The 26083-nt window shown below is 65.3% G+C and carries 22 protein-coding genes; 9 read left to right on the top strand and 13 right to left on the bottom strand.

The annotated features are described in order from the left end of the window. Positions 1-114: 114 nt before the first annotated feature. Together D0Y85_RS00165 and eda are read left to right on the top strand one after the other, a co-directional pair. The gene (locus D0Y85_RS00165; RefSeq protein ID WP_117309130.1) at positions 115-1134 is read left to right on the top strand and encodes a sugar kinase; all 1020 of its coding nucleotides are present in this window, start codon (positions 115-117) and stop codon (positions 1132-1134) included. Continuing rightward, on the top strand, positions 1121-1759 hold the full coding sequence (gene eda, locus D0Y85_RS00160; RefSeq protein ID WP_099844519.1) for a bifunctional 4-hydroxy-2-oxoglutarate aldolase/2-dehydro-3-deoxy-phosphogluconate aldolase: 639 nt from the start codon (positions 1121-1123) through the stop codon (positions 1757-1759). Before D0Y85_RS00165 ends, eda begins: the two co-directional genes overlap by 14 nt. Before the next feature lie 51 nt (positions 1760-1810). Here eda and D0Y85_RS00155 read toward each other — a convergent pair whose 3' ends face one another. Then, positions 1811-3661, bottom strand: a complete 1851-nt coding sequence (locus D0Y85_RS00155; protein ID WP_240329300.1) for a sigma-54-dependent Fis family transcriptional regulator — start codon at positions 3659-3661, stop codon at positions 1811-1813. A 222-nt stretch (positions 3662-3883) separates the two neighbouring features. Here D0Y85_RS00155 and adh point away from each other — a divergent pair, with 222 nt between their 5' ends. The 3 genes from adh (at position 3884) to D0Y85_RS00140 (ending at position 7011) form a co-directional block, all read left to right on the top strand. After that, positions 3884-5413 (top strand): aldehyde dehydrogenase, encoded by a 1530-nt coding sequence (gene adh, locus D0Y85_RS00150; protein ID WP_025875511.1) that lies wholly within the window; start codon positions 3884-3886, stop codon positions 5411-5413. A gap of 74 nt (positions 5414-5487) precedes the next feature. Beyond that, positions 5488-6516 carry an alcohol dehydrogenase AdhP gene (adhP, locus tag D0Y85_RS00145; protein WP_025875513.1) on the top strand — a complete coding sequence of 343 codons (1029 nt, stop codon included), beginning with the start codon at positions 5488-5490 and terminating at the stop codon, positions 6514-6516. A 105-nt stretch (positions 6517-6621) separates the two neighbouring features. Next, on the top strand, positions 6622-7011 hold the full coding sequence (locus tag D0Y85_RS00140) for a hypothetical protein (RefSeq protein ID WP_025875515.1): 390 nt from the start codon (positions 6622-6624) through the stop codon (positions 7009-7011). A gap of 225 nt (positions 7012-7236) precedes the next feature. On the opposite strand, the gene ligD is transcribed toward D0Y85_RS00140, so the two are convergent. From ligD to D0Y85_RS00125, 3 genes are all read right to left on the bottom strand, one after another. After that, the gene (ligD, locus tag D0Y85_RS00135) at positions 7237-9726 is read right to left on the bottom strand and encodes a DNA ligase D (RefSeq protein ID WP_117309128.1); all 2490 of its coding nucleotides are present in this window, start codon (positions 9724-9726) and stop codon (positions 7237-7239) included. Between the two features lie 3 nt (positions 9727-9729). After that, positions 9730-10656, bottom strand: a complete 927-nt coding sequence (locus D0Y85_RS00130; protein ID WP_025875519.1) for a Ku protein — start codon at positions 10654-10656, stop codon at positions 9730-9732. Positions 10657-10801: 145 nt separating this feature from the next. Next, positions 10802-11200, bottom strand: coding sequence for a hypothetical protein (locus D0Y85_RS00125; protein WP_025875521.1), 399 nt, complete (start codon positions 11198-11200; stop codon positions 10802-10804). Between the two features lie 141 nt (positions 11201-11341). On the opposite strand from D0Y85_RS00125, the gene D0Y85_RS00120 reads away from it, so the two are divergent. Continuing rightward, entirely contained in the window at positions 11342-11668 is a 327-nt protein-coding gene (locus tag D0Y85_RS00120) for a hypothetical protein (RefSeq protein WP_117309127.1), read from the top strand. 83 nt (positions 11669-11751) lie between these two features. On the opposite strand, the gene D0Y85_RS00115 is transcribed toward D0Y85_RS00120, so the two are convergent. Then, a complete protein-coding gene (locus tag D0Y85_RS00115; RefSeq protein ID WP_117309126.1) occupies positions 11752-13866 on the bottom strand; it encodes a TonB-dependent receptor in 2115 nt (704 codons plus the stop codon). Positions 13867-14037: 171 nt separating this feature from the next. Between D0Y85_RS00115 and D0Y85_RS00110 the strand changes: the two genes are divergently transcribed. The 3 genes from D0Y85_RS00110 to D0Y85_RS00100 all read left to right on the top strand — a co-directional run bounded on the left by D0Y85_RS00110 (position 14038) and on the right by D0Y85_RS00100 (position 17484). Beyond that, positions 14038-15240, top strand: coding sequence for an amino acid aminotransferase (locus D0Y85_RS00110; RefSeq protein ID WP_117309125.1), 1203 nt, complete (start codon positions 14038-14040; stop codon positions 15238-15240). Between the two features lie 411 nt (positions 15241-15651). After that, positions 15652-16668 carry a class 1 fructose-bisphosphatase gene (locus tag D0Y85_RS00105; RefSeq protein WP_025875529.1) on the top strand — a complete coding sequence of 339 codons (1017 nt, stop codon included), beginning with the start codon at positions 15652-15654 and terminating at the stop codon, positions 16666-16668. A 108-nt stretch (positions 16669-16776) separates the two neighbouring features. Further along, positions 16777-17484, top strand: coding sequence for a 2OG-Fe(II) oxygenase (locus D0Y85_RS00100; protein WP_099786339.1), 708 nt, complete (start codon positions 16777-16779; stop codon positions 17482-17484). 36 nt (positions 17485-17520) lie between these two features. Here D0Y85_RS00100 and D0Y85_RS00095 read toward each other — a convergent pair whose 3' ends face one another. The 8 genes from D0Y85_RS00095 to D0Y85_RS00065 form a co-directional block, all read right to left on the bottom strand. Further along, positions 17521-17703, bottom strand: a complete 183-nt coding sequence (locus D0Y85_RS00095) for a hypothetical protein (RefSeq protein WP_117309124.1) — start codon at positions 17701-17703, stop codon at positions 17521-17523. Positions 17704-17712: 9 nt separating this feature from the next. Beyond that, positions 17713-18042 (bottom strand): hypothetical protein, encoded by a 330-nt coding sequence (locus D0Y85_RS00090; protein WP_117309123.1) that lies wholly within the window; start codon positions 18040-18042, stop codon positions 17713-17715. Further along, positions 18042-19229, bottom strand: coding sequence for an RHS repeat-associated core domain-containing protein (locus D0Y85_RS20955; RefSeq protein ID WP_275897136.1), 1188 nt, complete (start codon positions 19227-19229; stop codon positions 18042-18044). Before D0Y85_RS20955 ends, D0Y85_RS00090 begins: the two co-directional genes overlap by 1 nt. Further along, a complete protein-coding gene (locus tag D0Y85_RS20785) occupies positions 19226-20218 on the bottom strand; it encodes a hypothetical protein (RefSeq protein ID WP_240329298.1) in 993 nt (330 codons plus the stop codon). Before D0Y85_RS20785 ends, D0Y85_RS20955 begins: the two co-directional genes overlap by 4 nt. 15 nt (positions 20219-20233) lie before the next feature. Continuing rightward, entirely contained in the window at positions 20234-23452 is a 3219-nt protein-coding gene (locus D0Y85_RS00080; protein ID WP_229290475.1) for a DUF6531 domain-containing protein, read from the bottom strand. A gap of 191 nt (positions 23453-23643) precedes the next feature. Next, a complete protein-coding gene (locus D0Y85_RS00075) occupies positions 23644-24756 on the bottom strand; it encodes a PA0069 family radical SAM protein (protein WP_117309122.1) in 1113 nt (370 codons plus the stop codon). Positions 24757-25058: 302 nt separating this feature from the next. Beyond that, positions 25059-25802: a pyridoxine 5'-phosphate synthase gene (locus D0Y85_RS00070; protein ID WP_025875542.1), complete on the bottom strand. Its 744-nt coding sequence runs from the start codon at positions 25800-25802 to the stop codon at positions 25059-25061. A gap of 9 nt (positions 25803-25811) precedes the next feature. Continuing rightward, positions 25812-26072, bottom strand: coding sequence for a membrane protein (locus D0Y85_RS00065; protein ID WP_025875543.1), 261 nt, complete (start codon positions 26070-26072; stop codon positions 25812-25814). Positions 26073-26083 lie beyond the last annotated feature (11 nt).

Raw genomic sequence — 26083 nt, 5'->3', positions numbered from 1 at the left:
GGGCAAGGATGGGCGGGATTGAAATGACACCGCTAGCCAATTCCACGCCCCACGCGTGGTCCACTACCACGCCGCCCAGTGTCACATGCGGGCGGCACGCGTGAAGGAGCAGAAATGGGTCGTATCGTGTGTTTCGGGGAACTGCTGCTGCGCCTGGGTGCGCCCTGTCGCGAACTGCTGCTGCAGTCGCCGCAGCTGCAGGTGCATGTCGGCGGTGCCGAGGCGAACGTGGCTGTCTCGCTGTCCCGCTTTGGACATGACGTGGCCATGGTCAGCACCGTCGCCGGCAACGCGCTCGGCGCGCATGCGCTGGCCGAACTGCGCCGGCATGGGGTCGATACGCGCGGCGTGCGCGAAGATGCCGAGGGCCGCATGGGCCTGTATTTCCTGACCACCGGCGCGGTGCAACGGGCCAGCGAAGTGGTCTACGACCGTGCCGATTCGGCATTCGCCAACAGCACCGCCGCCGACTACGACTGGCCCGCACTGCTGCAGGGCGCGCAGTGGCTGCACCTGTCCGGGGTCAGCCCGGCGCTGGGCGCGGACGTGGCGCAGGCCGCCCTGGCCGCAGCGCGCGCGGCGCGTGCACTGGGCGTGCGCGTGTCCTTCGATGGCAACTTCCGTCCGAAGCTGTGGCAGCGCTGGGGTGGCGATGCGCGGTCGATCCTGCACGAACTGTTCGCGCAGGCCGACATCGTCTTTGCCGACTACCGCGATATCGAGGTCATCCTCGGCCAGCGTTTCGAACAGGCCGACGTGGTCGCGCGCGTGGAAGCGGCGGCCGCGGCCGCGTTCGAAGCGTTCCCGCAGCTGCAGTGGATGGCCTGCACCCAGCGGCAGACGCTGAGCGTGGACCACCATGCGCTGGGCGCGTTGCTGCTGGGCCGCGATGGCACCCGCGCACAGGCCCCGGTACGCCAGCTGCAGGGCATCGTCGACCGCATCGGCGGCGGTGATGCCTTCGCGGCAGGCATCCTGCATGGCATCCTGTCGGCCTTCGATGCCGACGCCACCGTGCGCTTCGGCCTGGCTGCCGGGGGCCTGAAGCATTCCATTCCCGGCGATTTCAATCCCGTCAGCGAAGCTGATGTGTTGGCCCTGGTGGGCGAGGAGCGATTCGATGTCCGGCGCTGATCCACGCGTTCGTGCGGTACTGAAACTGGCACCGGTGATTCCGGTGTTCACCCCCGATGACATCGACGATGCGGTACAGGTCGCGCAGGCGCTGTTCCGTGGCGGCCTGCCGGTGATCGAGGTGACCCTGCGCACGCCGCGCGCGCTGGAAGCCATCAAGGCGATGGTCGAGGCCGTGCCGGATGCGGTGATTGGTGCCGGCACCGTGCTCGATGCCGCGCAGATGCAGGCGGTGAAACAGGCCGGTGGCCGCTTTGCGGTGTCGCCCGGGGCGACCCCACGGCTGTATGCCGCCGCGCGCGATGCCGATCTGCCCTACCTGCCTGGCGTGGCCACCGGTTCGGAGCTGATCGTCGGCCTGGAACACGGCCTGGATACCTTCAAGTTCTTCCCGGCGGTGCAGGCCGGTGGTGCCGCGATGCTGTCGGCGTGGCATGGCCCGTTCGGCGATGTGCGCTTCTGCCCGACCGGCGGCATCAGTGCGCAGACCGCCAGCCAGTTCCTGCATCTGCCCAACGTGCTGTGCGTGGGCGGTTCGTGGCTGACCACCGCCGCGCTGATGCAGACCCGCGACTGGGACAGCGTCGAGCGCCTGGCGCGCGAGGCCGCAGTGCTGGCGGGCTGATCCCTCGGCCCCTGCTGGAGCCGGGCACAGACCCGGCGCCAGCACATCCGCTCATCCGCGTGGCGTACCCAGCCGGCGGTACAGGGTGCTGCGGTTGATCCCCAGCCGCTTGGCGGCCGCGCTGACATTGCCCTGGCACTCGGCCAGCGCCTGGCGCATGGCTGCCTCGGCGATCTCCACCAATGCCCCGCTGGCAGGCACTGCGGGCGCGGTGGACGTGCCAGCACGCACGTCCGCGGGCAGCAGCTGCGGGCCCACCGGTTGACCCGGTTCAGCCAGTGCGGCCAGCGTGCGCAGGCAGGCACTCAGCTGGCGCAGGTTGCCGGGCCAGGCATGGGCGGCCAGCGCCGCGCGCGTCTGCGCCGACAACGCATGGCCCTGTCCCAGCTGCTGCCACAGGGCATCCACCACGGCAGCGCGATCGGGGTGCTGCCGCAACGGTGCCAGGCTCACCACGTGGTCGGCGATGCGGTAATACAGATCCGCGCGGAAGCGACCGGCATCCACCGCCTGCGGCAGTTCGCAGTGGCTGGCGCAGACCAGCGCGAAATCCAGTTTCACCGGCTTGCCGCCGCCCAGCGGTGACAGCTCGCGTTCCTGCAGCACGCGCAGCAGGCGCGGTTGCAGCGCCAGCGGCATGTCGCCGATCTCATCGAGGAACAAGGTACCGCCCTCGGCCTGCCGCAGCAGGCCCGGGCTGCCCTGCCGGCGCGCACCGGTAAAGGCACCCTCCTCGTAGCCGAACAGCTCTGCTTCGATCAGGCCTTCCGGCAGCGCCGCGCAGTTCACCGCAACGAAGGGCTTTCCCGCACGCGTGCTGCGTGCGTGCAGTTCCCGCGCGAAGACTTCCTTGCCGGTGCCGGTCTCGCCCTGCAGCAGCACCGGCAACCCGGCCTGCAGCACGCGTGTTGCGGTGGCCAGCTGCTGTTGCTGCCCGGTATCGAACAGGGGGCCCTGTGCACGGGCCGGCAACGGCGCGGTCGGCCCTGGTGTAGCCACACTGCGTCGCGACGCACGGGCCTCGCGCACGCCGTACAGACGACGGCCCTGGCGATCAAGCAGCACGCCGTCATCTGCCAGTCGCGACAGCGGCTGTTCGAACAGCGCTTCGTACGGCGTGCGGCCGATGTCCTGGCGATCCAGCCCGAACAAGGCAAGGCCGGCGCGATTGGCCGCGACCAGGCGACCGCCGCGGAAGCCGAGCACGCCTTCGCGCGCACTGCCCAGCAACGCGGGCTGATGATGCAGTCGCAGCAGCTCGCAGTCGGCCAGGCCGTCGGCAAAACCGCGGTGCTCGATCTGCGCTACCGCCTGCCGCACCAGCGCCAGCGCGTGCACGTGTGGCAACCGCGCGTCGCCGGACACATCGAGCACCCCCAGGCATTGCCCGTAGGGATCCAGGATCGGCACGGCCGAACAGGTGAGGATGCCGTGCGGGGCGAAGTAGTGCTCGCCGCCACGCACCTGCAGCGCGCGCCCGTCGACCAGCGCGGTGCCGATGGCGTTGGTGCCGACCGTGCCCTCGTCCCAGCGCATGCCCGGCATCAGCGCGACACGACCGGCCTTGTCGAGGAAACCGGCACTGCCTTCGGCGTCGAGGATCCAGCCGTCTTCATCGGTCAGCAGCACGATGCTGCCGCTGTGGGTCATTTCCGCCGCCAGTCCATCCAGCTCCGGGCGCGCCTGTCGCCACAGGCGCTCGCGGCGCTGGCGCAGTTCGCGCAGGCGGTTGTCGGTCAGTGGTTCGGCGGCCGGCTGCGCATCCACCAGCAGGCCGTGGCGCTGGCAGCGTTGCCAGGAATGCAGGATCGCCTCGGGCACGGCGCCGACCGGGGCAGCACCACGCTCGAAGAAACTGCGCCGGGCACTTCCCAGGCGGGGATCGGGAGCAAGCGGGGACACCGACAGCCTCCTGTGTCGCACATTGCGACAGTTGTTGCGGGACCTGTCCCGATTAACAGCACACCCTGCGTCGGCCTGCAACGACCACGCCTGCTGCACTGCCGCAGGGTGCGTAACAGGATGACCGACAGCCGGGCGATGAAGGCGTGATGCAGCGCAGCAGGCCACAGTTGGCATCGTCTTTGCGCCTGTGGATGCACCATGCCCACCACAGGAGCCGCCATGAACGCCGTACCGTCCACCCGCCCGCATGCCACCGATCCGCGCTCCCTGTTCAAGCCGCGCTATGGCAACTACATCGGTGGCGAATGGATCGCCCCGCGCAGCGGCCAGTACTTCGACAACATCTCGCCGGTGAACGGCCAAGTGTTCACTGAAGTTGCCCGCTCCAACGCCGAGGACATCGACGCCGCGCTCGATGCCGCGCACGCCGCAAAGGACGCCTGGGGCCGCACGTCGGCCGCCCACCGTGCGCTGCTGCTCAACCGCATCGCCGATCGCATCGAACAGAACCTGGAACTGCTGGCCCACGCCGAGACCTGGGACAACGGCAAGCCGATCCGCGAGACGCTCAATGCCGACGTGCCGTTGATGGCCGACCACTTCCGCTATTTCGCCGGTTGCCTGCGTGCGCAGGAGGGCAGCCTGTCGCAGATCGACGACGACACCGTGGCCTACCATTTCCACGAACCGCTGGGCGTGGTCGGGCAGATCATCCCGTGGAACTTCCCGCTGCTGATGGCGGCCTGGAAGCTGGCGCCGGCGCTGGCCGCCGGCAACTGCGTGGTGCTCAAGCCTGCCGAGCAGACCCCGGCGTCGATCCTGGTGCTGATGGAGGTGATCGGCGACCTGCTGCCGCCGGGCGTGCTCAACGTGGTCAACGGCTTCGGCCTGGAGGCGGGCAAGCCGCTGGCCAGCAGCCCGCGCATCGCCAAGATCGCCTTCACCGGTGAAACCTCCACCGGCCGCCTGATCATGCAGTACGCCAGCCAGAACCTGATCCCGGTGACGCTGGAACTGGGCGGCAAATCGCCGAACCTGTTCTTCGCCGACGTAATGGCCGAAGACGATGATTTCCTCGACAAGGCGGTGGAAGGTTTCGTCATGTTCGCCTTCAACCAGGGCGAGGTCTGCACCTGCCCGTCGCGCGCACTGGTGCAGGAATCGATCTACGAACGCTTCATGGAGCGCGTACTCGAACGCGTGGCGGCGATCCGCCAGGGCAATCCGCTGGACCCGAACACCATGGTGGGTGCGCAGGCATCGGGCGAACAGCTGGAGAAGATCCTGTCCTACATCGCCATCGGCCGCGAGGAAGGCGCCGAGGTGCTGATTGGCGGTGACAGAGCCGCGCTCGGTGGCGACCTGGCCGGCGGCTTCTATGTGCAGCCGACCGTGTTCAAGGGCCACAACGGCATGCGCGTGTTCCAGGAGGAGATCTTCGGGCCGGTGGTGTCGGTGACCACGTTCAGGACCGAAGAAGAAGCGCTGCAGATCGCCAACGACACGCTGTACGGGCTGGGTGCCGGCGTCTGGAGCCGCGATGCCGCGCGACTGTACCGGGTGGGCCGCGCGATCCAGGCCGGGCGGGTATGGACCAACTGCTATCACGCCTACCCGGCGCACGCCGCGTTCGGTGGCTACAAGCAGTCGGGCATCGGCCGCGAGAACCACCGGATGATGCTCGACCATTACCAGCAGACCAAGAACCTGCTGGTCAGCTACGCACCGAAGAAGCTCGGCTTCTTCTGAGGATTGATCGGGATCAAGGCGCGGGCATGGGGCCGGCGCCATCCTGTCTGCAAGCGCACTACGGAGAAGCACGCATGAACAGAACCATGAAGGCCGCCGTCGTCCGTGAGTTCGGCAAGCCGCTGGTCATCGAGGAAGTCGTGGTACCGCGCCCGGGGGCGGGCGAGGTGCTGGTCAAGATCGAGGCCTGTGGCGTCTGCCACACCGACCTGCACGCCGCCGAGGGCGACTGGCCGGTGAAACCGAACCCGCCGTTCATCCCCGGCCACGAGGGCGTGGGGCACGTCGTGGCCGTGGGAGGCGGGGTAGGGCACATCAAGGAAGGTGACAGGGTCGGCATCCCCTGGTTGTACTCGGCGTGTGGCCATTGCGAACACTGCCTGGGCGGCTGGGAAACGCTGTGCGAAACGCAGCGCAATACCGGCTATTCGGTCAACGGCGGCTTCGCCGAGTACGCATTGGCCGATGCCAACTATGTCGGCCTGCTTCCGAAGGAAGTGGGCTTTGTGGAGATCGCGCCGGTGCTGTGCGCCGGCGTCACCGTGTACAAGGGCCTGAAGGTCACCGACACCAAGCCCGGTGATTGGGTGGCCATTTCCGGTATCGGCGGCCTCGGCCACATGGCCGTGCAGTACGCCCGCGCAATGGGCCTGAACGTGGCAGCAGTGGATGTGGACGACGCCAAGCTGGCCCTGGCCAGGCGCCTGGGCGCACAGGTCACCGTCAACGCGCGCACCACCGATCCGGCCGCGTTCCTGAAGAAGGAGATCGGTGGCGCGCATGGTGCGCTGGTCACCGCGGTTTCGCCCAAGGCCTTCGAACAGGCGCTGGGCATGGTCCGTCGCGGCGGCACGGTCTCGCTCAACGGCCTGCCACCGGGCAACTTTCCACTGGACATCTTCGGCATGGTGCTCAACGGCGTCACCGTACGCGGTTCGATCGTCGGCACCCGCCTGGACCTGCAGGAATCGCTGCAGTTCGCCGCCGAAGGCAAGGTTGCCGCCACGGTCAGCACCGACCGCCTGGAGAACGTCAACGAGGTGTTCGCGCGCATGCACGCCGGCACCATCGAAGGCCGCGTGGTGATCGACTTCGCTGCCTGACCCCCCTGTGCATGGCTGCCGTGTCCGTTTCCCTCTCCCACGGGCACGGCGGCCATGCCGATCTGCCGGCAGCGCCGCGCACCGCGGCGGTCGTACAATGTGCGCATGCCCGGCACGCTCAAGACCGTCTTTCTCTCCCTGCTCGCGCTGATCGGCGCGCTGCTCGCGCTGGCCCTGGTCAGCAGTGCCGCGGGCTGGCTGCCATCGCTGCTGCGCATGACGCCGGGAAGCGAGGCCCAGCTCGGCTGGGACCTGGCATTCACCGTGCTGGGTGGCATCGCCGCCATTGCCTTCGCCACGTATTACGCGCCGTGCTGGCCACGCGCGCATGGCACCTCGATCTGGTCACTGCTGGTGCTCGGCGCGGGCTATGGCCTGTGGGTGATGGGCGGCGACTTCCCGCACTGGTTCGTCATCGGCCTGCTGGTTTCGCTGCCGGTGCAGTTGCTGCTGGGCTGGTGGTTCGGCCGCCGCGCATCGCGCGATCGGCGCTGAACGGATACCGGTAGTGCCGGCCGTTGGCCGGCAACCTCGATGATCCTGCAGTTGCCGGCCAGCGGCCGGCACTACCACTGCAACGTCGCTGTTTCAGCCCGCGAATGTCCAGACATAGGCAACGTCGGCAACCGCTGCTTCAGCGCGTCGATGCCCGGATACGGGTAGAGCCGGCCGCTGGCCGGCAACCCCAGCGAACCTGCAGTTGCCGGCCAGCGGCCGGCACTACCGCTGCAGCGTCGGCAGCGTCTGCTTCAGGGCCTCGATGCCCTGCCACGGATCCGCCTTCAAGCGCTTCGCCCGTGCCAACGCCTTGTCCATTGGAAACGCATCGGCCGCGCTCACCCGCGCCAGTTCTTCCCAGCGCAGCGGCACCGCGACTCCCGCGCTCTCCCGCGCGCGCAGCGACCACGAGCACACGCTGGTCGCTCCCCGTGTATTGCGCAGCCAGTCGATGAAGATCACCCCGCTGCGCTTGGCCTTGCTCATCGTCGCCACGTAGCGATCCGGCGCCTGTTCGGCCATCGCCTGCGCGAACGCTTCGCAGAACGCTTTCGCGTCGTCCCAGTCGGCTGCGGGTTGCAGGGGTACCACCACATGCACGCCCTTGCCGCCCGACAGCCGCACGAAGCTCTGCAGCCCGGTTTCCTGCAGTCGATCGCGCACATCGCGCGCGCCGCGCTTCACGTCGGCCCAGCTCACGCCCTCACCCGGATCAAGATCGAACACCAGCCGGTCGGGATGTTCGGGATCGGCCACCGTCGCGCCCCACGGATGCAGTTCCAGGGTGTTCATCTGCACCAGCTGCAGCAGGCCGCGTTCGTCATCGATATAGACGTAGTCCTCGCGCCCGCTCTTCTGCTGCAGCGGCACCGCATGCACGGCGTCACCCAGGCCCTGGCCATGGTGCTTCTGGAAGAAGCAGGCCTTGCCGACGCCATCGGGACAGCGCAGCAGCGACAGCGGTCGCCCACTGATTTCCGGCAGGATCCAGCGCGCCATTTGCCGGTAGTAGTCGGCGACATCACCCTTGCTGAGTTTCTTCTTCGCAAACACCACGCGCTCGGGATGGGTGATGGCAACGTCGTCGCCGTCATCGGCCGGTGTTGCACTCATCGCCAGGTCCTCCTTCTTCTTGTCACTGCGCAGCCGCTTGAAGCTGGCCTGGCGCAGCAACCCTTCCTTGCCCCAGCCACGGAACGCGACCTCGGCCACCGTTACCGGCTTGACCCAGCGCACGCTGGCCGCACGGAACGGCACGTGCGCCGGCAGCTCCAGCACCGCCTCCTTCACCGCCAGCGGCGCGAGCGTGGCCGCCAGCGCGCGCAGCCCCTCATCGTCGAAGCCGGTACCGACGCGGCCGACATAGCGCAGGCCGCCCTTGTCCGGCGTGGCCAGCAGCAGCGAACCGAATCCCACCCGCGAGCCTTTGGGTGCGGTGTGGCCGATGATCAGGAATTCATCGGTGTCCTCGTGCTTCACTTTCACCCAGCTGCGTGCGCGGGTGTTCACGTAAGGCGCATCGACCTGCTTGCTGACGATGCCTTCGAATCCCGCCTTGCCGCTGGCTTCGAACACGGCAGGGCCGTGGTCGATGACGTGCTCGCTGAAGGCCAGCGTGCCAACTGCATCGCCGATCAGTTCCTTCAGCAGTGCCTTGCGTTGCAGCAGCGGCGCGCGGCTGATATCGACCCCGGCCACGCCCGGCAGGTCGAACACGATGTAGCGCAGCGGTTGTTTCGAGCTGCCGTCGATCACCCGCTGCAGCGCGGCGAAGTCGCTGCGGCCGTTGTCGTCCAGCACCACCAGCTCCCCGTCCAGACGCGCATCGCGCACCGGCAACGCCTGCACCGCCTGCACCACTTCGGGAAAGTCAGCCGTCCAGTCCAGGCCATTGCGGGAGCGCAGCGTCACCTCACCTTCGTGCAGATCGGCCAGCAACCGGTAACCATCCCACTTGATCTCATGCAGCCAACGCTCGCCATCGGGCGCGGTGTCGCGGTGATCGGTGAGCTGTGGCTTGAACTGGTGCGGGTAGCTTCTGTCGCGCGCCCCGTCCAGCTGCAGCGCGCGCGCATGCCAGCGTGCATCGGCCTTGCGCGGTGGCGCGGAACGCGGCGCGGTCGGTAACGCTGGCACGATCTTCTTCGCTGAAGCCCGGGACGTCTTCGCGGATGCTCGCGCTGGCGTGTGCAGCAGATCGTCCGCCTCCGCATCCCGTGCCTGCGCGTCATCGCGCTTGATCAGCAGCCACTGCACCTGGCGGCCCTTCATCGCCGTGCGTACCAGTTTCCAGCCACCGGCCAGGCGCTTCCCGTGCAGCACGAAGTCGATCTTGCCCGCAGCCAGTGCTTGCAGCGGATCACCTTCGCAGGCCCAGCTGCCGTGGTCGAACACATCGACGTGACCGGCGCCGTAGTGTCCTTCCGGAATATCACCTTCGAAGCCGGCATAGGACAGGGGATGGTCTTCCACCTCCACCGCCAGGCGCTTCTCACCCACCCGCAGCGACGGCCCCTTCGGCACCGCCCAGCTTTTCAGCACGCCATCCATTTCCAGGCGGAAATCGTAGTGGCGGCTGCTGGCGTGGTGCAGTTGGACCACGAAGATCGGCCGCCGCTTCGGATTGCCTCGTGCCGGTGCATCGTCCGGCTCCGGGGTCTGTCCGCTCCCCCCGCCCAGCCGACGCTTGCGGCGGTACTGATGCAACGACATGGCTCAACCTGCCTTGCGTCGCGCAGGGGTTTTCTTTGCCGCCTTCTTGGCGGCCTTTTTTGCCGGTGCCTTCTTCGCCGCTGCTTTCTTGGCTGGAGCCTTGCGCGCGGCCGCCTTCTTCGCCGGCGTGCGCTTGTTGGCATCCAGGCTCTTCTGCAGCAACGCCATGAAGTCCACCACGTTGGTGGTTGCGTCCTCGCGCGGTGCCGGCTCGTCCTCCACCTGGGTGGTGCCGCCCTTGGACTTGATGCGCTTGTTCAGCACCTGCTGCAGGCGTTCGCGGAACTCATCGTGGTACTGCGAAGGATCCCAGTCACCGGCCATCGACTCGATCAACTGCTCGGCCATCGCCGTTTCCTTGCTGGTGATGCGGTAATCGGCAAGCTTTCCACTGGGCAGCTTGTAGTCGTCAGGCTCGACCAGTTCCTGCGGGTAGCGCAGGATCATCAGCACCAGCGCGTCATCGTTGGGCATCACCGCGCACAGGTACTCGCGCGTGCGCACCACTACCCGGGCGATACCCACCTTGCCGGTGCTGCGCAGCGTTTCCCGCAGCAGCACGTAGCCTTTCTCGGCCTTTTTACCCGGCACCAGCAGATAGGGTTTCTCGTAGTATCGCGGGTCGATCTGGCTGGCGTCGACAAAGGTTTCCACCTCCACCGTTTCATGGCTTTCCGGCGCCGCCGAACGGATATCGTCTTCCTCCAGCACGACGTAGCTGCCCTTGTCGTACTCGTAGGCTTTGACGATGTCCTTCCACGGCACTTCCTCACCGGTGTCGGCGTTGACCCGTTCGAAGCGGATCGGTTTGCGATCGCGCGAATCCAGCATGCGGAAGTGCAGGTCGACCTTGCGCTCGCCGGACATCAGCGAGACCGGTACGTTGAGCAGGCCGAAGGAAAGCGTACCGGTCCAGATCGGGCGGGCCATGATGCGCACCTGTGTTTCAGCAGGGGTAGCCAGCTTCAGCCGGCTACCGTGAAACAACCGTGTCGGCCACGTGCAGACCGTGCGGTAGTGCCGGCCGCTGGCCGGCAGCTCCTTGAATCCAGGCGATGCCTGCCGGCGACCGGCACTACTGCAGCAGCGGCCTCACCGCAGCGGCGGGGATATGGTCCAGCGCGCGCCAGGCATCTTCCACCACCGGCTGCGCCTGTGCCCAGTTCAGGCGCGACTGTCCGCGCATCTGGTCCCAGTGCTCGGCCAGTTCGCCACTGGTATCGGCCTCACCGCCACGCGGCCAGTCAGCGGCATGGGTGGTCAGCGCGAAGGCATACACCGGGCACAGATCGCGCCAGTTGCGATGCCCCTGCCCGCGGCGTTCCTCGTAGTCGCTCAGCATGTACTGCAGGTAATCCTGCGCCACCGCCTGCGGATCCTCCAGGCGGCGCGTCCGGCGCTGCGTGCTGCGCTGGCCAAGCGGATCCAGCAGGGCGTTGAACACGGACGGGGCGGGGCGTTCAAGACGGGGCATGGCCGGCTCCTGCAGCAGGGCGGGTGGGCAGGAATACGCGCGCCGCCGTTATCCAGTCGTGACAAAGATGTTCATGACGCCAGGTTCGCAGTGGCTTTACTTCATCCGCGCTCTAGTGGAGGCCTACCGGAGGAACGCCCCATGACCACCACCCGTGACCCCCTGCGTGAGAACCACACCCCCGAGCCGGGCGAGCAGCGCGGCAAACACGATCTGGCGGACGCCGAGGACCGTGGCGCCGGCATGTCGGCACCGGACGAGGGCGCATTGCCCGTCGTGCGCCGGCCTGAACAGGCCGCCCAGGACCGCAAGGACTGCGGTGACCGCAATCGCGGCGGCCAGGAAAGTCCGCTGAAGCGGCGTGAGCGCAAGCAGCACGCCAGCGACAACCAGGACGAGGCGCTGGAAGAGACCTTCCCGGCCAGCGATCCAACCTCGCCGTTCGTGCCCGCCAAGGCCCCGGATTGATCGGTAGCGCCGGGCCATGCCCGGCGGATCCGTCACGTCCGCGCTGCGCGCTCGCCGGGCATGGCGGCGCTACCGGGGCCCGCCTAACGCCATGACCACTGCAGGCCAACGCTGGCGCGGCGGTCCGGCCCCGGTTCAAAGAACCGGCCGTTACCGTCATTGACGATCACCGAGCCGATGTAGCGCTGGTCCAGCACATTGTCGATCCGCGCGAATGCGCGCAGGTCACCGGCCTGCAGCGTCCAGCGGCGACCGGCTTCCAGGTTCAGCAGCGCGTATCCCGGTGCGCGCTCGGTGGCGATGTCGTTCACCACCACGTCGCTGCTGGCGGTCGCCTCCAGCGCCCACTGCCACTGCCCCGGCGACCACTGCAGGCGGGCATACGCCTGCTGCCGGGGCACGCCGGGCAGGCGGCTGCCAGCGGCAACCACGGTGTCGGGCACTGCGCAGTTGCTGGCCGCACAGGCCAGATAGGGCGAACGCACCTGCGCCTGCAGCCAGGTCCAGGCCAGCTGCAGCTCCAGCTGCTCGACCAACGGCTGCCTGTATTGCAGCTCCACGCCCTGGCGGCGGGTACGGCCGATGTTGCGGTACGTGCTGCGACCATTGGTGTTGCTGGCAACGGCCAGTTCATCGTCGGTATCTGCACGGAACAGGCTCACATCGAGCTGCTTTCCATCCTGCGCGTGCCACTTGCTGCCCACTTCCAGGCTGCGGCTGCGGGCGGCCGCCAGATCCAGCGCCAGCCCGGCCTGGCCGTCGGCGCGGTAGCCCAGCTCGTTGAACGTCGGGGTTTCAAAGCCACGCCCGATCGCCGCGTGCAGGCGCCACTGCGGGCTTGCCTCGAAGCTGACACCCGCCACTGGCGTGGTGGCCTGGTAGCGACGGCGACCACTGTCGTCCGGGTTGCGCCCGACGATGTAGCGATCATCCGATTCGAAGCGCACCGCGCTGTGGCGCACCCCGGCCAGCAGCGACCAGCGCGGGCTCCATTGCCACCACGCCTGGGCGAACTGGTCCACGTTCTGCACGATGTCGATCTGGTCGCGACGCAGGCGGCCGCGTACCCCCACGGTGGTGCCGACGAAGTTCTCGTAGCCGGTGCGGTGCTGGCGCTGGCGATCGGCATTCACGCCCACCACCAGGTCCAGCGGGCGCCCCCACAGATCGCCGTTCCAGCCCCAGCGCGCGTCCAGTCCGCCGTAACCGCCATCCAGGTCGATCACGCCACCGGCATGCAATGGGTTGGCCTGCGGTCCCGGCGGAATCGGCAGGTACTGGGTCACCGCGCGCTGCCCGGCATAGCCCATCAGCTGCCAGCGCTGCGCACCGGCTTCACGGGTCCAGCGCAGGCCTGCCTGCTGCTGGCGCACCGATTTGCGGGTGTTGTACTGCTCAGCCACCGCCGTGGCCTGGCGCGGATCGGCCGCCACCTGCGCGCGGGTCAGCCCCAGCGGGTCCTGCGCGTTGGGCGCATGCAGCGCATTGAGCAGCAACTCCAGGCGGCCGCCAGCGAGCTCGGTGCCGAGGCGCGCGTTGAGCGACTCACGCCGCGCGCGGCTGTGGTCACGCCAGCCATCGGTGCTGAAATGGTTGGCGGCCACGTTGTAGTCAACGCCAGAGCCCGCCCCGCGCAGCTGCGCGCCGACGCTGAGCGTGTTGTCGGCACCGGCATTCACCCGCAGCCGCCACGGGTCACCAGCCTGGCCCTGCGCGCTCCACACCTGCAGCACGCCCCCGGACGAATTTCCATACAGGGCCGAGAACGGCCCGCGCAGCACCTCGATGCGCTCGGCACCGAGCAGGCTGGCGTGCGACAGCTGGCCCTGGCCGTCGGGCATGGTCGCCGGCACCCCATCGATCAGCACCCGCACCCCGCGCACGCCAAAGGTCGAACGGGCGCCGAAGCCTCGGATCGACAGCTGGGTGTCCTGCGCGAAGTTCTGCCGGTCCCGGGCCAGCAGGCCCGGCACTCCGCCCAGCGCCTCGGACAGCTGCGTGCCCGGGCCGGTACGGTCGGCGTCGATCCACACCGTATCCAGGCTGGCGGGCAGGGCGAAGGGGTCGACGCCGGGCACCCGCGCGGCCTGTACCTGCACCGTCGGCAGGGCGGTCGGCAATGGCTCGGCCGTCACCACCAAGGGCAGCAGCAGCAGGGCGGAAAGCGGCAGGCATTGGCGTCGTGCGCTGGGATTCATGATTCAGGTTGATGGATCGGGCGGCAACGCACGCCATGGTACGGGCAAGCGGATGACGATGGCGGCGGCCAGCCCCGGCAGGCTTTGTTACGATGGGTCGGTTTCGGCCGACAGGCCGCAAGCCGCGTGGCGCAATTCCTCCCCCTTTCCGTCTACCGAACGAGTACCGCCGTGTCCTTCTTTGCAAACGTGGAACTGGTCCCAGGCGACCCGATCCTGGGCCTGACCGAGGCGTACAACGCCGACAGCCGCCCGACCAAGGTCAACCTGGGTGTGGGCATCTACTACGACGAGAGCGGCCGCATTCCGCTGCTGCGCGCCGTCAAGCAGATCGAGCAGCAGCTCGCCAACGAAGCCAAACCGCGCGGCTACCTGCCGATCGATGGCCTGCCGGCGTACACCCAGGCCACCCGTGAGCTGGTGTTCGGCAAGGACTCGCCGCTGCTGGCCGCCGGCCGCGTCACCACCGCCCAGACCGTCGGTGGCAGCGGTGCGCTGCGCGTCGGTGCGGACGTACTGAAGAAGCTGCTGCCGCACGCCACCATCGCACTCAGCAACCCGAGCTGGGAAAACCACCGCGCCGTGTTCAGCGCCGCTGGTTTCGAGGTGGTCGATTACACCTACTTCGACCCGACCACCCATGGCGTCAACTTCGACGGCCTGCTGGCCGACCTGGGCAAGCTGGAAGCGGGCACCGTGGTGCTGCTGCACGCCTGCTGCCACAACCCCACCGGCGCCGACCTCACCGTCAGCCAGTGGAAGCAGGTCGCACAGCTGCTGAAGGACCGCCAGCTGTTCCCCTTTATCGACATGGCCTACCAGGGCTTCGACAAGGGCATCGAGCAGGACGGTGCCGCGGTGCGCATCATCGCCGAGGCCGGCATCGACAGCTTCATCGTCGCCAACTCGTACTCCAAGTCGTTCTCGCTGTATGGCGAGCGCGTGGGTGCGCTGTCGATGGTCGCGCCGACCGCCGCTGACGCCAAGGCCGTGCAGTCGCAGGTCAAGCGCGTGATCCGCACGATCTACTCCAGCCCCTCCACCCACGGTGCTGCACTGGTTGCCGGTGTGCTGACCAATCCGGAACTGCGCGCGATGTGGGAGCAGGAGCTGACCGAGATGCGCGAGCGCATCCACGCCCTGCGCCAGGGCCTGGTCGAGAAGCTGGCCGCCGCCGGCGCCCCGCAGTTCGGCTTCATCAACGAACAGGCGGGCATGTTCTCGTACTCCGGCCTGAGCCGCGAACAGGTCGAGCGCCTGCGCGACGAGTTCGGCATCTACGCCGTCGGCACCGGCCGCATCTGCGTGGCCGCGCTGAACCAGAACAACCTGGAATACGTCGCCAAGGCCGTGGCCACCGTCGCCAAGGGCTGATCGACCGCTCCAGCAAGCTGTGGAAACAAAGGCGCCGAAAGGCGCCTTTGCTTTTGCTCCTGCATTGCCACACCCTTCGCGCTCGCGGCCAACCCTGAAGCGCGCGGGAGGGGGAGGCAATGCAGGACCGTTGGCGCCATGGGCCCGAGGCATGCCTCGGGCGGGTTGGGCAGGACGCCCAGCCCCGGTCTTGCCGTGTGCGCAGGACAGCGCACACGAGCAAGGCGCCATCGAGCTTACATGGACGTACTTGCAGCGTGTCCTGCATTGTCTCCCCTCCCGCGCGCCTCGACGAAGGGAAGCCGCCACGACCGCAACGCCTCTGGAAACGATTACGCCTCCCCCGCTCACCCACGCGCAAGTCAGACCAGCGACAATAGGCGTTTTCCCGTTGCCGAGACCTGCCCGCCCATGTCCCGTACCTCGTTGACCCGCTTCCTGATCCAGCAGCAGCACGCCGGCCGCATCAACGCCGACCTGCGCCAGCTGATCGCGGTCGTCGCCCGCGCCTGCACCAGCATCTCCATCGCCGTCAGCAAGGGCGCCCTCGGTGGCGTGCTCGGCGAGGCCGGTACCGGCAACGTGCAGGGCGAAGCGCAGAAGAAGCTGGATGTCATCAGCAACGAGATCCTGCTGGAGGCCAACGCCTGGGGTGGCCACCTCGCCGCCTGCGCATCGGAGGAGATGGACCACAGCCAGCCGGTGCCGGACATCTACCCGCGTGGCGATTTCCTGCTGCTGTTCGATCCCCTCGATGGCAGCTCCAACATCGACGTCAACGTCTCCGTCGGCACCATCTTCTCGGTGCTGCGTTGCCCGACCAACGTCGAACTGCCCGGCGATGACGCCTTCCTGCAGCCGGGCAGCAAGCAGATCGCCGCCGGCTACTGCATCTACGGGCCCAGCACGCAGCTGGTGCTGACCGTCGGCCACGGTACCCACGCCTTCACCCTCGACCGCGAAACCGGCGAGTTCCTGCTGACCACCGAGAACATGCAGATCCCGGCGGCCACCCAGGAGTTCGCCATCAACATGTCCAACCAGCGGCACTGGGAAGCGCCGATGCAGGCCTACGTGGAAGATCTGCTGGCCGGCAAGGAAGGCCCGCGCGGCAAGAACTTCAACATGCGCTGGATCGCCAGCATGGTCGCCGACGTGCATCGCATCCTGACCCGCGGCGGCATCTTCATCTACCCGTGGGACAAGAAGGAACCGGGCAAGGCCGGCAAGCTGCGCCTGATGTACGAAGCCAACCCGATGGGCCTGCTGGTGGAGCAGGCGGGCGGCGCTGCCTGGACCGGTCGCGAGCGCATCATCGATGTGCAACCCGACCAGCTGCACCAGCGCGTGCCGGTGTTCCTCGGTTCGCGCGAAGAGGTCGCCGAGGCCGTGCGTTATCACCAGGAGCATGACGCAAAGAGCGTCTGACAGCGGCCATCCCTACAGCGGTCATGGCAGATTGATGACATGACCGCAGGGTGACAGCTGCAGCTGCAAACGGCACCATCAAGCCCTTGCCGTCGAAGGAATGCACGCATGCACGAGCCGGGCCCTGTCGATTTCATCGAGGTCATCCACAACGCCGTCCCCAGCGACGTGTGCGCTGCGATCGTCGCGCGCATGCGTGCAAGCCAGGGCCTGAAACCCGGCGCAGTGGGCAGCGGTGTGTTCCCGGAACTCAAGCACAGCAAGGATCTGCGGATCAGCGGCGTGGATGGCTGGCAGGATGTGGACCAGCAGCTGCAACAGGCGGTATTTGCGGGTCTGCAGACTTATCTACGCCGTTATCCACAGGCATTGATCGCGCCGTTGATGTTGCAGATCCAGGACAGCAACGGCCAGCCGCGACGCCTGTCGGCCGAGGATTTCCCCGACATGGCGCCGGAGCAGCTGGCGGATCTGGCGCGCACCTGCCTGCGCCCGGGCGCGATCAATCTGCAGTGGTATGCGGCGGGCGAGGGCGGTTACCCGTACTGGCACTGCGAGCTGTACCCGAAGGACGCGCAGGCCGAGACCCTGCACCGGCATGTGCTGTGGACCCTGTACCTCAACGACGACTTCGACGAAGGCGAAACCGAGTTCCTGTTCCAGGGCCGGAAGATCGCACCGCGCACCGGCAGCCTGCTGATCGCGCCGACTGCGTTCACCCATACCCATCGCGGCAACCGGCCGCAGGGCGGCGACAAGTTCATCGCCACCAGTTGGATCCTGTTCCAGAGCGCGCAGAAGCTGTTTGGAGGGTAAGGGTCGCGCGTGCTGCTAACCCTCGCTTGCTCGGCGCTACCGCGGGCGGCGGCGATAGAGAATCGCGCCCGCCACGGTACCGAACACGGCCACACCCAGGCCGACGAACTCTTGTTCTCCAAGCGCCTCACCCGACATCAGCGTGCCGGCCGTCAGCAGCAGGACGTTCAGCAGAAGCATCCACAGGAACGCGATGCCGAGCCAGTGGATAGTCCTCATTTCATAGGCTTACTGGTCCGGATACATCGACTTGAACCAGTAGGCGGATCTGTTCCGCATCCATGAGCTGAATTCTTCCGTCTCCAGTTCCCGCAGCTGGCGCATGTCTATCCCATAGCGTTGGAACAACGAAATCAGCTCTCTCATAGCGTCCTCATCCACAGCCGACGGATCAACAGAGACGTTGATCATTCTGAGAAACCCCTCAACAGACACCACGCCCGATGTTTTACTCAATCTGGAGAAGAACGCGTCCTCGTCCAGTCGTGAATAGAACCTCAAAGATTCAATTTCCAGCTTCAGCATAGAATTAGCGCCTTCTTCCACCAGGATAGACATTAATGTAGTCGCCATTGGGGATTGAACGTCCCAATGAGGTCCACCGTGGGCTCCCCTCCTTGACCAGAGGGAACCCAGACATCTCCGGATTTGTCCAGCCATCCACTCCCTCTGCCATTCGGGCTCTTAACCCACTGAGGCCCCTTCTTGGGTGCACAGTATCCCTCAACCTCGCCAGGAAGACCCGGAGCTTTCGCGCCGTTGGGATCTGTTGCATCGGCGGGTGGCTTGTTGTACAGCGCCCTCGCAAGCTGAGGGAGTGAAGGAGAGACAAGGACGATGGTCCCGACGATGCCAAAACTCCCCGCATCCAATCGAGGACCACCATACTCTTCAGAACCGCCCGTGGTGTAGTTGCCTGGATAGTAGGTCGGACGCAGTGCGCGAGCCTGAAGTCCGAGGGGGTCAACCGAATTGATTGGATTGCCGCCAACATAGGCGTACGTATTGGTTCCACCCGCCAACCCGATCGGATCGCTCTGCACATACCGGCCAATGCTCGCGTCATAGTCGCGGAAGCCGTTGTACCAGAGGCCGCTTTCCGCGTCGTAGTACTGGCCGGGGAAGCCAATGTTCAACCCGCCTATCTCATCCTTCTGGACGCTACGTCCATAGGCATAGTTGTACGCCTTCCAGACTGTCTGCTGGCTTGGACTGGTGACGAACTCGGGGCGTCCAAGATGATCGGTATGCACGTAGTTGTGCTGCCCACTGCGAGCGAGCCCTACCAGTTCACCTTCAAACCAGAAGTAATTGGTCCACACGCCATTGTTCAGCTCAGTCATGAGCTGGTTCTGCCCGGCGTAGAAGTAACGGCTGTTGGTACTTTGGTTGATCTTCGCAACGCGCTGCCCTTGAGCATTGAGCACGTAGTCAGTCGTCGTGCCACCGATGTTGCTGCGGCTCATGCGATTGAATGCATCGTACTCATAGGTGATGATCCGGCTACCCGCAGTTTCACTGATGCGATTTCCCATGGCGTCGTACTGGTACTGCCGGCTACCATCTTGGTTGGTGTAATCCAGCACCCGGTTGCTGCCTGGATCGATACTGTACTGGGAAAGCTGGTTCCCCCCTTGGTAGCGATCATGGTTTCCGCCAGCATCGTAGGAAAGCAGATTAGTGACGCCGAAGCGCGTCAGCTGCGTCAGACGGCTCAACGCGTCGTAGCCGATCAGCTGCGTCATGTTTGGATCGACCGCATCGATGATGGCGTTGATTTCACCATCCCGCTGTACTGGTAGTCCAAATAGCTGACTTTTTGGCTGTTAGGTCCCCAGACCGACATCGCGGTAAGCCGCCCCTCTTGGTCGTGGTTATAGCCTCTGACGAGGCCGTTACCGTATGCCAGCGATTCGTGGGCGCCCGTTGCCTTCCAGTTGGCCTGGGAAATGATCGAGCGCTGAGTGCCGTTGACCGTTGCCAACAACGAGCTTGGCTTTCCCTGGGAACCATATGTGTAGGTTGCCTTGTCACCATTGGGATAGGTGATCTGGCTCAGGCGATTGATACCGTCGTATCCGTAGGTTGTGCTGTAGTCCGTTTTCTGACCTGACAGATCGGTGAAGTCACGTCGTATCTGCAGCTCACTATTCGGTGTATAGGCAAAATGGGTGGCGGTCCCGGGCCCTGAAGTACCGCACAGCTGACCTTTACCATTGCCGCACCAATCGTAGCTGTAACCCATTGTTCGGCCTTCTGCGCTCGCAGAAGTCATTCGCCCCAGACCGTCGTAACCAAAAGAGACGACACTGCCATCGGCCCGCGCCGTCGATGTCCGCAGACCTGCAGCATCGTACTGGTGCTGCGTCGTTCCCGTGTCCGGACTCACCTGTTTCCACATCTGGCCGAAACCATCGAATTCGTAGGTGGTAACGAGATTGCGGGGATCGCTCACTCGGATCGGGCGATCTGCCTGATCGTAGGCAATCTGGGTCGTGCCCCCGGCGGCGTCGATTGATTTGATCAAACGTCCACGCGGATCGTAGCTCATACGGGTGACGCGATTCTGCGAATCGGTCACCTGCGTGACGCGTCCCTCCGCGTCATAGGCATAGCGCACGTTCTGTACGCCGTTCCCGCGTTCGACAATCACACGCCCCAGTTCGTCATACTCATATGTGTTGACAGAGACAACAGCGTTCAGCCCCATCAGGGCAAGCGTCAGTGCTGGCATTTGGACAATCCTTTGTTACCGAGGGCGTTCGCAAGTAACGCGACCACAGCTTCCCTTGTTGTTTTCAACGGACAACGTCGCCCTCCCCTCCGTGCCCCACGCAGCACCACCAGAGGCCATCTGCGCCTTGTAGATGAAGGTTACGTTGCCATTGCCGGTGTTCTTCGGCCCAACGCTTCTGGTAAAGGTTGCAACTGCCCCCGGAGGCACCGGTGCAGCTAGGCCCATGCTTTCATTGAGCTGAAGGATTCCGAATGCCAGATAGGTATCACCAGGATTCCACACGACGTTGCCGGTATTACGGAACTGGAACGTCAGATTCGACGAGCCACCATTGAATATCTGGCGGGGTGATGCCGAGGCGCTGACCAGTTCCGCATTACGGACGACCGCAGGTATGGTGAAGGCTCCTGATCGATTGATCGTCAGATGATCGCCACCCCATGGTGAGATGCCATGTACATACAACGCTTTGCCGCCATGCGCCGATCGTGCGTTGGCATCCAGCGGAATTTTGAACCAGTACGCATTACCTCGTGCCTGGCACGCGTTCGCCACATTGCCATCCGTTGCCAGATTTGCACGGCCACCGGCCACGAATGTGCCGCCCGCCCATGCGTTGTTGCCTGCATACACGTGGACGTCAATCGAAGCGTCCACACCAATCGAGCAGGCCCAGCCTTCAATGAAGAAGTTCCAGTTGCCATCCTGGGTAACCCCACCGATGTCGCCGACGATGTTTGCCGATGGAATCGCGAAAGCACCGGAGTTCGCAAGCGGTCGATCCTGGTTTCGACCTTGCGGAGACTGGGCATAGATGGAGAACTTGCGCCCACCTAATTGCTGCCTCTGGGCTAGCGAGATCGGCAACTGATATCGATAAGCACTACCTGAGGCTTGGCAGGCTGCTGCAACCCCTGGCTCACTGGCGAGGTTTGCTTGAGTGCTTCCCAGATAGATGTTGCCATCAGCGTAGCCATCTACCTGGATCGACCCAGCCGATCCAGTGGAGCAGGCCCAGCCACGCACGAACCAGTTCCACTGCCCGTCGTGGGTGATTTCGTCAATCGTTCCTGTAACCACCGTATCGATCGGATAATCGGTGTACGAAACCTCGGTACGCGTGCGATTGGAAGCGTTGTTGTAACTATGGCGCGTCCACGCCCACTTGCCGTCTCCCATTGAACGGACTTCCTGTATCAGGCGACGTCCGGCATCGTAGTTGTAGCGGACTGTCACGCCATCAGGCTGCGTAAGCGAGGCGATGTCGCCTGCAGTGGTGTAGCCAACGGCTGTGGTAGCCCAGCCGGTTCCCGAACTGGTTCTGTCGGACACAACCCGGCCGCGGCCGTCATACGTCAGCTCTCGCACGCCGCCGTTCGCATTGACGATGCGCCCCGGCAATCCCAATCCGTTGTAGTTGGAATAGCTGATCGTATGGCCAAGTGCGTTGGTGACGCTGGTCAGATCGCCTTGATTGTTGAAGACGGAGGTAACGTCATCCTGCGCAAGCGGGCCGTCGACCTTGATCGAAGCCTTCAATCCGTTAGCGTGATAGGTATAGGTGGTGCGGGTCACCCGCGTCTGGCTGTGCACCCCACGTGCCGTCAGATTGCGCTCGGTTGCGCTGGCCACGTTTCCGCGATCGTCATAGGTGTAGGCAACTTCAAGATCACCCACCACCGTTGTCTTGAGTAGTCGATTCCGCGTGGTATCCCACTCCTGCAGGGTCGTACGTTCGGCCGAGCTGCCGACCGCTTCCACTCGCTTCAGCAGATAGCCCTGTGCGCTGTAGTCGAAGTTGGTCAGGTTGTCCTGGAAATCATGGACCATATCCGGATATCCATTGGCGTCATAGCTCTGCTCCTTATAGCTGGCAGGGCAGTTGGGCGACGGATCACCCTTGGTCGACACCATCTTTCCGTCCTTGAACGTGTAGGTGGTGCTGCGGCCGAGGGGATTGACCACGGTGACGTCAATGTCCACCGGTCGCGTCAGGCCAGACGCTGCGGCGGCCGTCATACCGAGAGCGCTCTCCATCGGCAGCGCGTCGACAGGCAGTGAGCGCGGCTGGTAACAGATGCGTGAGCCGCCAGGGCGCTGTTCGCACCATCCACGCTCCTCGTCGGTGCGGAACCCCCCCGGCCGAGTCGGTGCGGGGGGCGGAAGCACCGGTTCGGTGCTGCGCACGGCGTAGCTGAAGCGGAACCGTTCAACGCCGCCATTGTGCTCCGTGCTGATGGCGCGCCGCTCCGCATCGTAGGCAAAAGTGGAATAGCGCACGCCATCAAAAGACTTGCCGGTCAGGGCGCCCGGGAAGCGGGCATCTTCATAGTGGTAGCTGATCGTCGTTGCAGGTGTGCCTGGCAGCGTCGTGCTGGCGAGCCGGCCACGCCCGTTCCCGAACACATTGGGCGTATAGGTGTAGCGATAGATGTTGCCGGCCGGATCGGTCACCTGGGTAACCTGTCCGTTAGCCCAGCCAAAGCTGATGCTGCGTCCCGAGGAGTGGGTCACCTTCTGCAGGTAACGGTCTGCATAGGAGAAGGTCCAGCTCACACCCTGCTCATTGCTGAGTCGAGTGATGTAGCCCTCGGCGTTGTAGGTCTCCGCCCCATTGTTTTCGTTTCGAAGCGTAAACGTGCCATCGCCGTTCGCGGAGAGGTACGCGATGGGCTGGGCCTTGTCCTCATACCAACGACCACTGGCCGGATCCTTGAGGTACTTGATGCGGCGACCGTCGGGCCGTTGCACCCACGCCAGCTGATTTGCATCGGTGAATGCGAGCGAATAGTCGAAGTTGCTCAGCCAGTGATTGCCGAACAGTCCAGTCGCGCTCCAGTAATGATTGTAGTTGCGCTGCAGGAACAGGCCCATTTCGCCCTGACTGGCGAAATCGAGTTCCGGCTCGACCTTGTTGCCGCTGTAGAGCACGACGGGATTGCCCTTGCGACCATTGCAGTCCTTCTCTTTGTCATCGGTCGGCTGCTCCTTCGCGGTTTCGGTCGGAATCGCGCCGCCGCCGCCATTGTCCATCTGTGACTCGGACAGGTGGACGCCACTGCCACCGCCAAATCCAAAACCGCCTACACCACCACCTCCAGCAGGGAGCGTGGCGACGACTTGAACGGTTTCGAGAGTGGTTGCCGCGGTTGCCAACGTCATCGGCAGGGAAAGCAGCGGCAGAAGAAGAAGACGGGACTGCAGGGTGTTCCGTGTTGCAACGTGCATCATGCGCTTGCCTAGCTCCTCATCCGGGACCGACTCATTCAGTCACCGGGAATTCATGTTTGTAACGAGTGTATGACGGCGCGATGCAACGGCGCAATGGACACAGATAATGTTTTTCATGCATTGCCCATCAATAGCTGAGCACAGCACATCGCAACGGACTGCTGGTGCATTCGACAGCAGATGTACACGTCTTAGAACAGCGAACCCTGCGGCGTATCCACCTTCGGCGGCAACGGCTTCTCGAACCGGCTGCAATCCAGCTTCGGCCAGTGGCTGTTCTGCGCATTGAAGCCGAGGCGCTTGCGCGCCAGCTTGAAGCGATTGCTTAGCAGCTCTGCGTAAACACCCTGCCCGCGCATGCGCGTGCCGAACTGACTGTCGTAATCCTTGCCGCCGCGCAGCTGCTGGATGGTGCTCATCACATGCGCGGCGCGATCGGGATGATGAGTATCGAGCCAATCGCGGAACAGCGGCGCCACTTCCAGCGGCAGGCGCAGCAGCACGTAACCGGCGGTGCTGGCGCCGGCATCATGCGCGGCCTCCAGCACGGCTTCCAGTTCGCTGTCGTTGATCCACGGAATCACCGGCGCAACCATCACGCCCACCGGAATGCCCGCTTCGTGCAGGCGTTTCATCGCACGCAGCCGCGCATGGGGTGCCGAGGCGCGCGGCTCCAGCTTTGCCGACAGATGCGGATCCAGCGATGTCACCGAGAAATGCACGCTGACCAGATTCTCCGCCGCCAGTGGTGCGAGCAGATCGATGTCGCGCTCGACCAACGCGTTCTTGGTGATCAGCGAGAACGGATGCTTCGTCTCCAGCATCACTTCGATCAGCTGGCGGGTCAGCTTGAACTTGCGTTCAATCGGCTGGTAGGCGTCGGTGTTGATGCCCAGCGCGATCGGCTGCGGCACGTAGCCCGGCTTCGACAGTTCCTTGCGCAGCAGCTGTGGCGCGTTGGTCTTGGCAAACAGCTTGGTCTCGAAGTCCAGGCCAGGCGACAGGTTCAGATAGGCATGCGAAGGGCGGGCGAAGCAGTAGGAGCAGCCATGCTCGCAGCCGCGATACGGATTCACCGATTGGCTGAAGCCGACGTCCGGGGAGTTGTTGCGGCTGATGATGCTGCGAGCGGTCTCCGCGCGTACTTCAGTACGCAGCCTCGGGGCGAGGAACTCCTCGCTGTCGTCCACTGCCCAGCCGTCGTCCACCGCTTCGCTGACGGTGCTTTCAAAACGCCCCGCAAGATGGGACGTGGAACCCCGGCCCTTGATGGCGGCCTGGGCGTTGCGAGCGGGGTGCTGCATGTTGCCCTCCGGCCGTTACGGGATATTAGTATTATTGCTAACCACAGGCAGCGCAAGCGGCCCGGATTCACGTAGCTGTAGGCGCGCAGGCGCATGGAGCGACACGTTGACCCCAGACTTGTCCACAGGGTCTTCTGGCTTGGGACCGGGCACGCGCCATCGCCGCGGCAGGCCAGCGTGGGCCACGGGTGTCTCAGCAGCTGCGATGGGAAGATCGGCTACAGGGGCGCTTGCCAGGCCGGAACACGGGGACCTGCCGCACGTCTTCGGGCTTCAACCCAGCGGGGAAGTCCCATGCAGTGCTAGAGCAGTGCCAGGTAGCCCTTCACCGTGGCATCCAGGCCGTCGTACAGCGCCTCGCCGATCAGCGCGTGGCCGATCGACACCTCCAGCACCTCCGGCACGGCGGCCAGGAAGTCACGCAGGTTGTCCTGCGACAGATCGTGCCCGGCATTCACACCGAGGCCGACGGCCTGTGCACGGCGCGCGGCCGTGGCGAACAGTTCCAGCATGGCGCGGGCGTCGCCGGCGGCATGGGCCTCGGCATACGGGCCGGTGTACAGCTCGACGCGGTCGGCGCCGACATCGGCGGCCTGCTCCAACAGCGGGTTGCCGGCATCCACGAACAGGCTGACCCGGCATCCCATCGCTTTCAGCTCGGCCACCAGCGGGCGCAACCGCTGCGCATCGCGTTCAAAGTCGAAGCCATGGTCGGAGGTGATCTGGCCATCGCCATCGGGAACCAGCGTGGCCTGCGCCGGTCGCGTCTGCGCGCACAGCGGCAGCAACCCGGGGTAGCCCTCACGCGGCGGCGCGAACGGGTTGCCTTCGATGTTGAACTCCACGCCGCGCGCGCGGGTCAGCGCCGACAGCGCCAGCACGTCCTCGGCGGTGATGTGCCGGCGGTCCGGCCGCGGGTGCACGGTAATGCCATGCGCGCCGGCATCCAGGCAGGCCTGGGCGGCACGCACCACGTCCGGTTCGGCACCGCCACGCGAATTGCGCAGGACGGCGATCTTGTTGACGTTGACGCTGAGCTGGGTCATGGAACGGGACTACGGGGAGTGAGAGGGAGGGTCGCTGCCGTCGGCCGGAGCCACCTTGGCCTGCTCGCGCAGACGCCTGAGTTCATCGCTGTCCACCAGTGTCGCCGGATCACGCTGAAGGTCGCCGAAGCGTGCCGCGTATCGACCGCGCACCCATGCCAGCAGGAAGGCGAGGGTGCCCAGCAGGGCCAGTGACATCAGGCCCATGTTCGGCGTTTTCAGCGCAAAGGCGAAGCAGCCCAGCGCCAGCAGCAGGTACAGCCAGTACATTGTCAGTCTCC

The organism is Stenotrophomonas sp. G4, from assembly GCF_003428825.1.
Taxonomy (GTDB): domain Bacteria; phylum Pseudomonadota; class Gammaproteobacteria; order Xanthomonadales; family Xanthomonadaceae; genus Stenotrophomonas; species Stenotrophomonas indicatrix.
The sequence above is the reverse complement of the archived record's forward strand: the minus strand, read 5'-3'. Positions and strand labels throughout refer to the sequence as shown.

Coding starts and splice junctions, on each gene's coding strand:
- D0Y85_RS00130 (WP_025875519.1), bottom strand. CDS start 10,656: ATGGCCCGCCCGATCTGGACCGGTACGCTTTCCTTCGGCCTGCTCAAC.
- D0Y85_RS00070 (WP_025875542.1), bottom strand. CDS start 25,802: ATGACCCAGCTCAGCGTCAACGTCAACAAGATCGCCGTCCTGCGCAAT.
- D0Y85_RS20785 (WP_240329298.1), bottom strand. CDS start 20,218: ATGCCAGCACTGACGCTTGCCCTGATGGGGCTGAACGCTGTTGTCTCT.
- D0Y85_RS00120 (WP_117309127.1), top strand. CDS start 11,342: ATGACCACCACCCGTGACCCCCTGCGTGAGAACCACACCCCCGAGCCG.
- D0Y85_RS00100 (WP_099786339.1), top strand. CDS start 16,777: ATGCACGAGCCGGGCCCTGTCGATTTCATCGAGGTCATCCACAACGCC.
- D0Y85_RS20955 (WP_275897136.1), bottom strand. CDS start 19,229: ATGACGCAGCTGATCGGCTACGACGCGTTGAGCCGTCTGACGCAGCTG.
- D0Y85_RS00080 (WP_229290475.1), bottom strand. CDS start 23,452: ATGATGCACGTTGCAACACGGAACACCCTGCAGTCCCGTCTTCTTCTT.
- D0Y85_RS00165 (WP_117309130.1), top strand. CDS start 115: ATGGGTCGTATCGTGTGTTTCGGGGAACTGCTGCTGCGCCTGGGTGCG.
- ligD (WP_117309128.1), bottom strand. CDS start 9,726: ATGTCGTTGCATCAGTACCGCCGCAAGCGTCGGCTGGGCGGGGGGAGC.
- eda (WP_099844519.1), top strand. CDS start 1,121: ATGTCCGGCGCTGATCCACGCGTTCGTGCGGTACTGAAACTGGCACCG.
- D0Y85_RS00105 (WP_025875529.1), top strand. CDS start 15,652: ATGTCCCGTACCTCGTTGACCCGCTTCCTGATCCAGCAGCAGCACGCC.
- D0Y85_RS00095 (WP_117309124.1), bottom strand. CDS start 17,703: ATGAGGACTATCCACTGGCTCGGCATCGCGTTCCTGTGGATGCTTCTG.
- D0Y85_RS00090 (WP_117309123.1), bottom strand. CDS start 18,042: ATGTCTATCCTGGTGGAAGAAGGCGCTAATTCTATGCTGAAGCTGGAA.
- D0Y85_RS00065 (WP_025875543.1), bottom strand. CDS start 26,072: ATGTACTGGCTGTACCTGCTGCTGGCGCTGGGCTGCTTCGCCTTTGCG.
- D0Y85_RS00125 (WP_025875521.1), bottom strand. CDS start 11,200: ATGCCCCGTCTTGAACGCCCCGCCCCGTCCGTGTTCAACGCCCTGCTG.
- adhP (WP_025875513.1), top strand. CDS start 5,488: ATGAACAGAACCATGAAGGCCGCCGTCGTCCGTGAGTTCGGCAAGCCG.
- adh (WP_025875511.1), top strand. CDS start 3,884: ATGAACGCCGTACCGTCCACCCGCCCGCATGCCACCGATCCGCGCTCC.
- D0Y85_RS00140 (WP_025875515.1), top strand. CDS start 6,622: ATGCCCGGCACGCTCAAGACCGTCTTTCTCTCCCTGCTCGCGCTGATC.
- D0Y85_RS00075 (WP_117309122.1), bottom strand. CDS start 24,756: ATGCAGCACCCCGCTCGCAACGCCCAGGCCGCCATCAAGGGCCGGGGT.
- D0Y85_RS00115 (WP_117309126.1), bottom strand. CDS start 13,866: ATGAATCCCAGCGCACGACGCCAATGCCTGCCGCTTTCCGCCCTGCTG.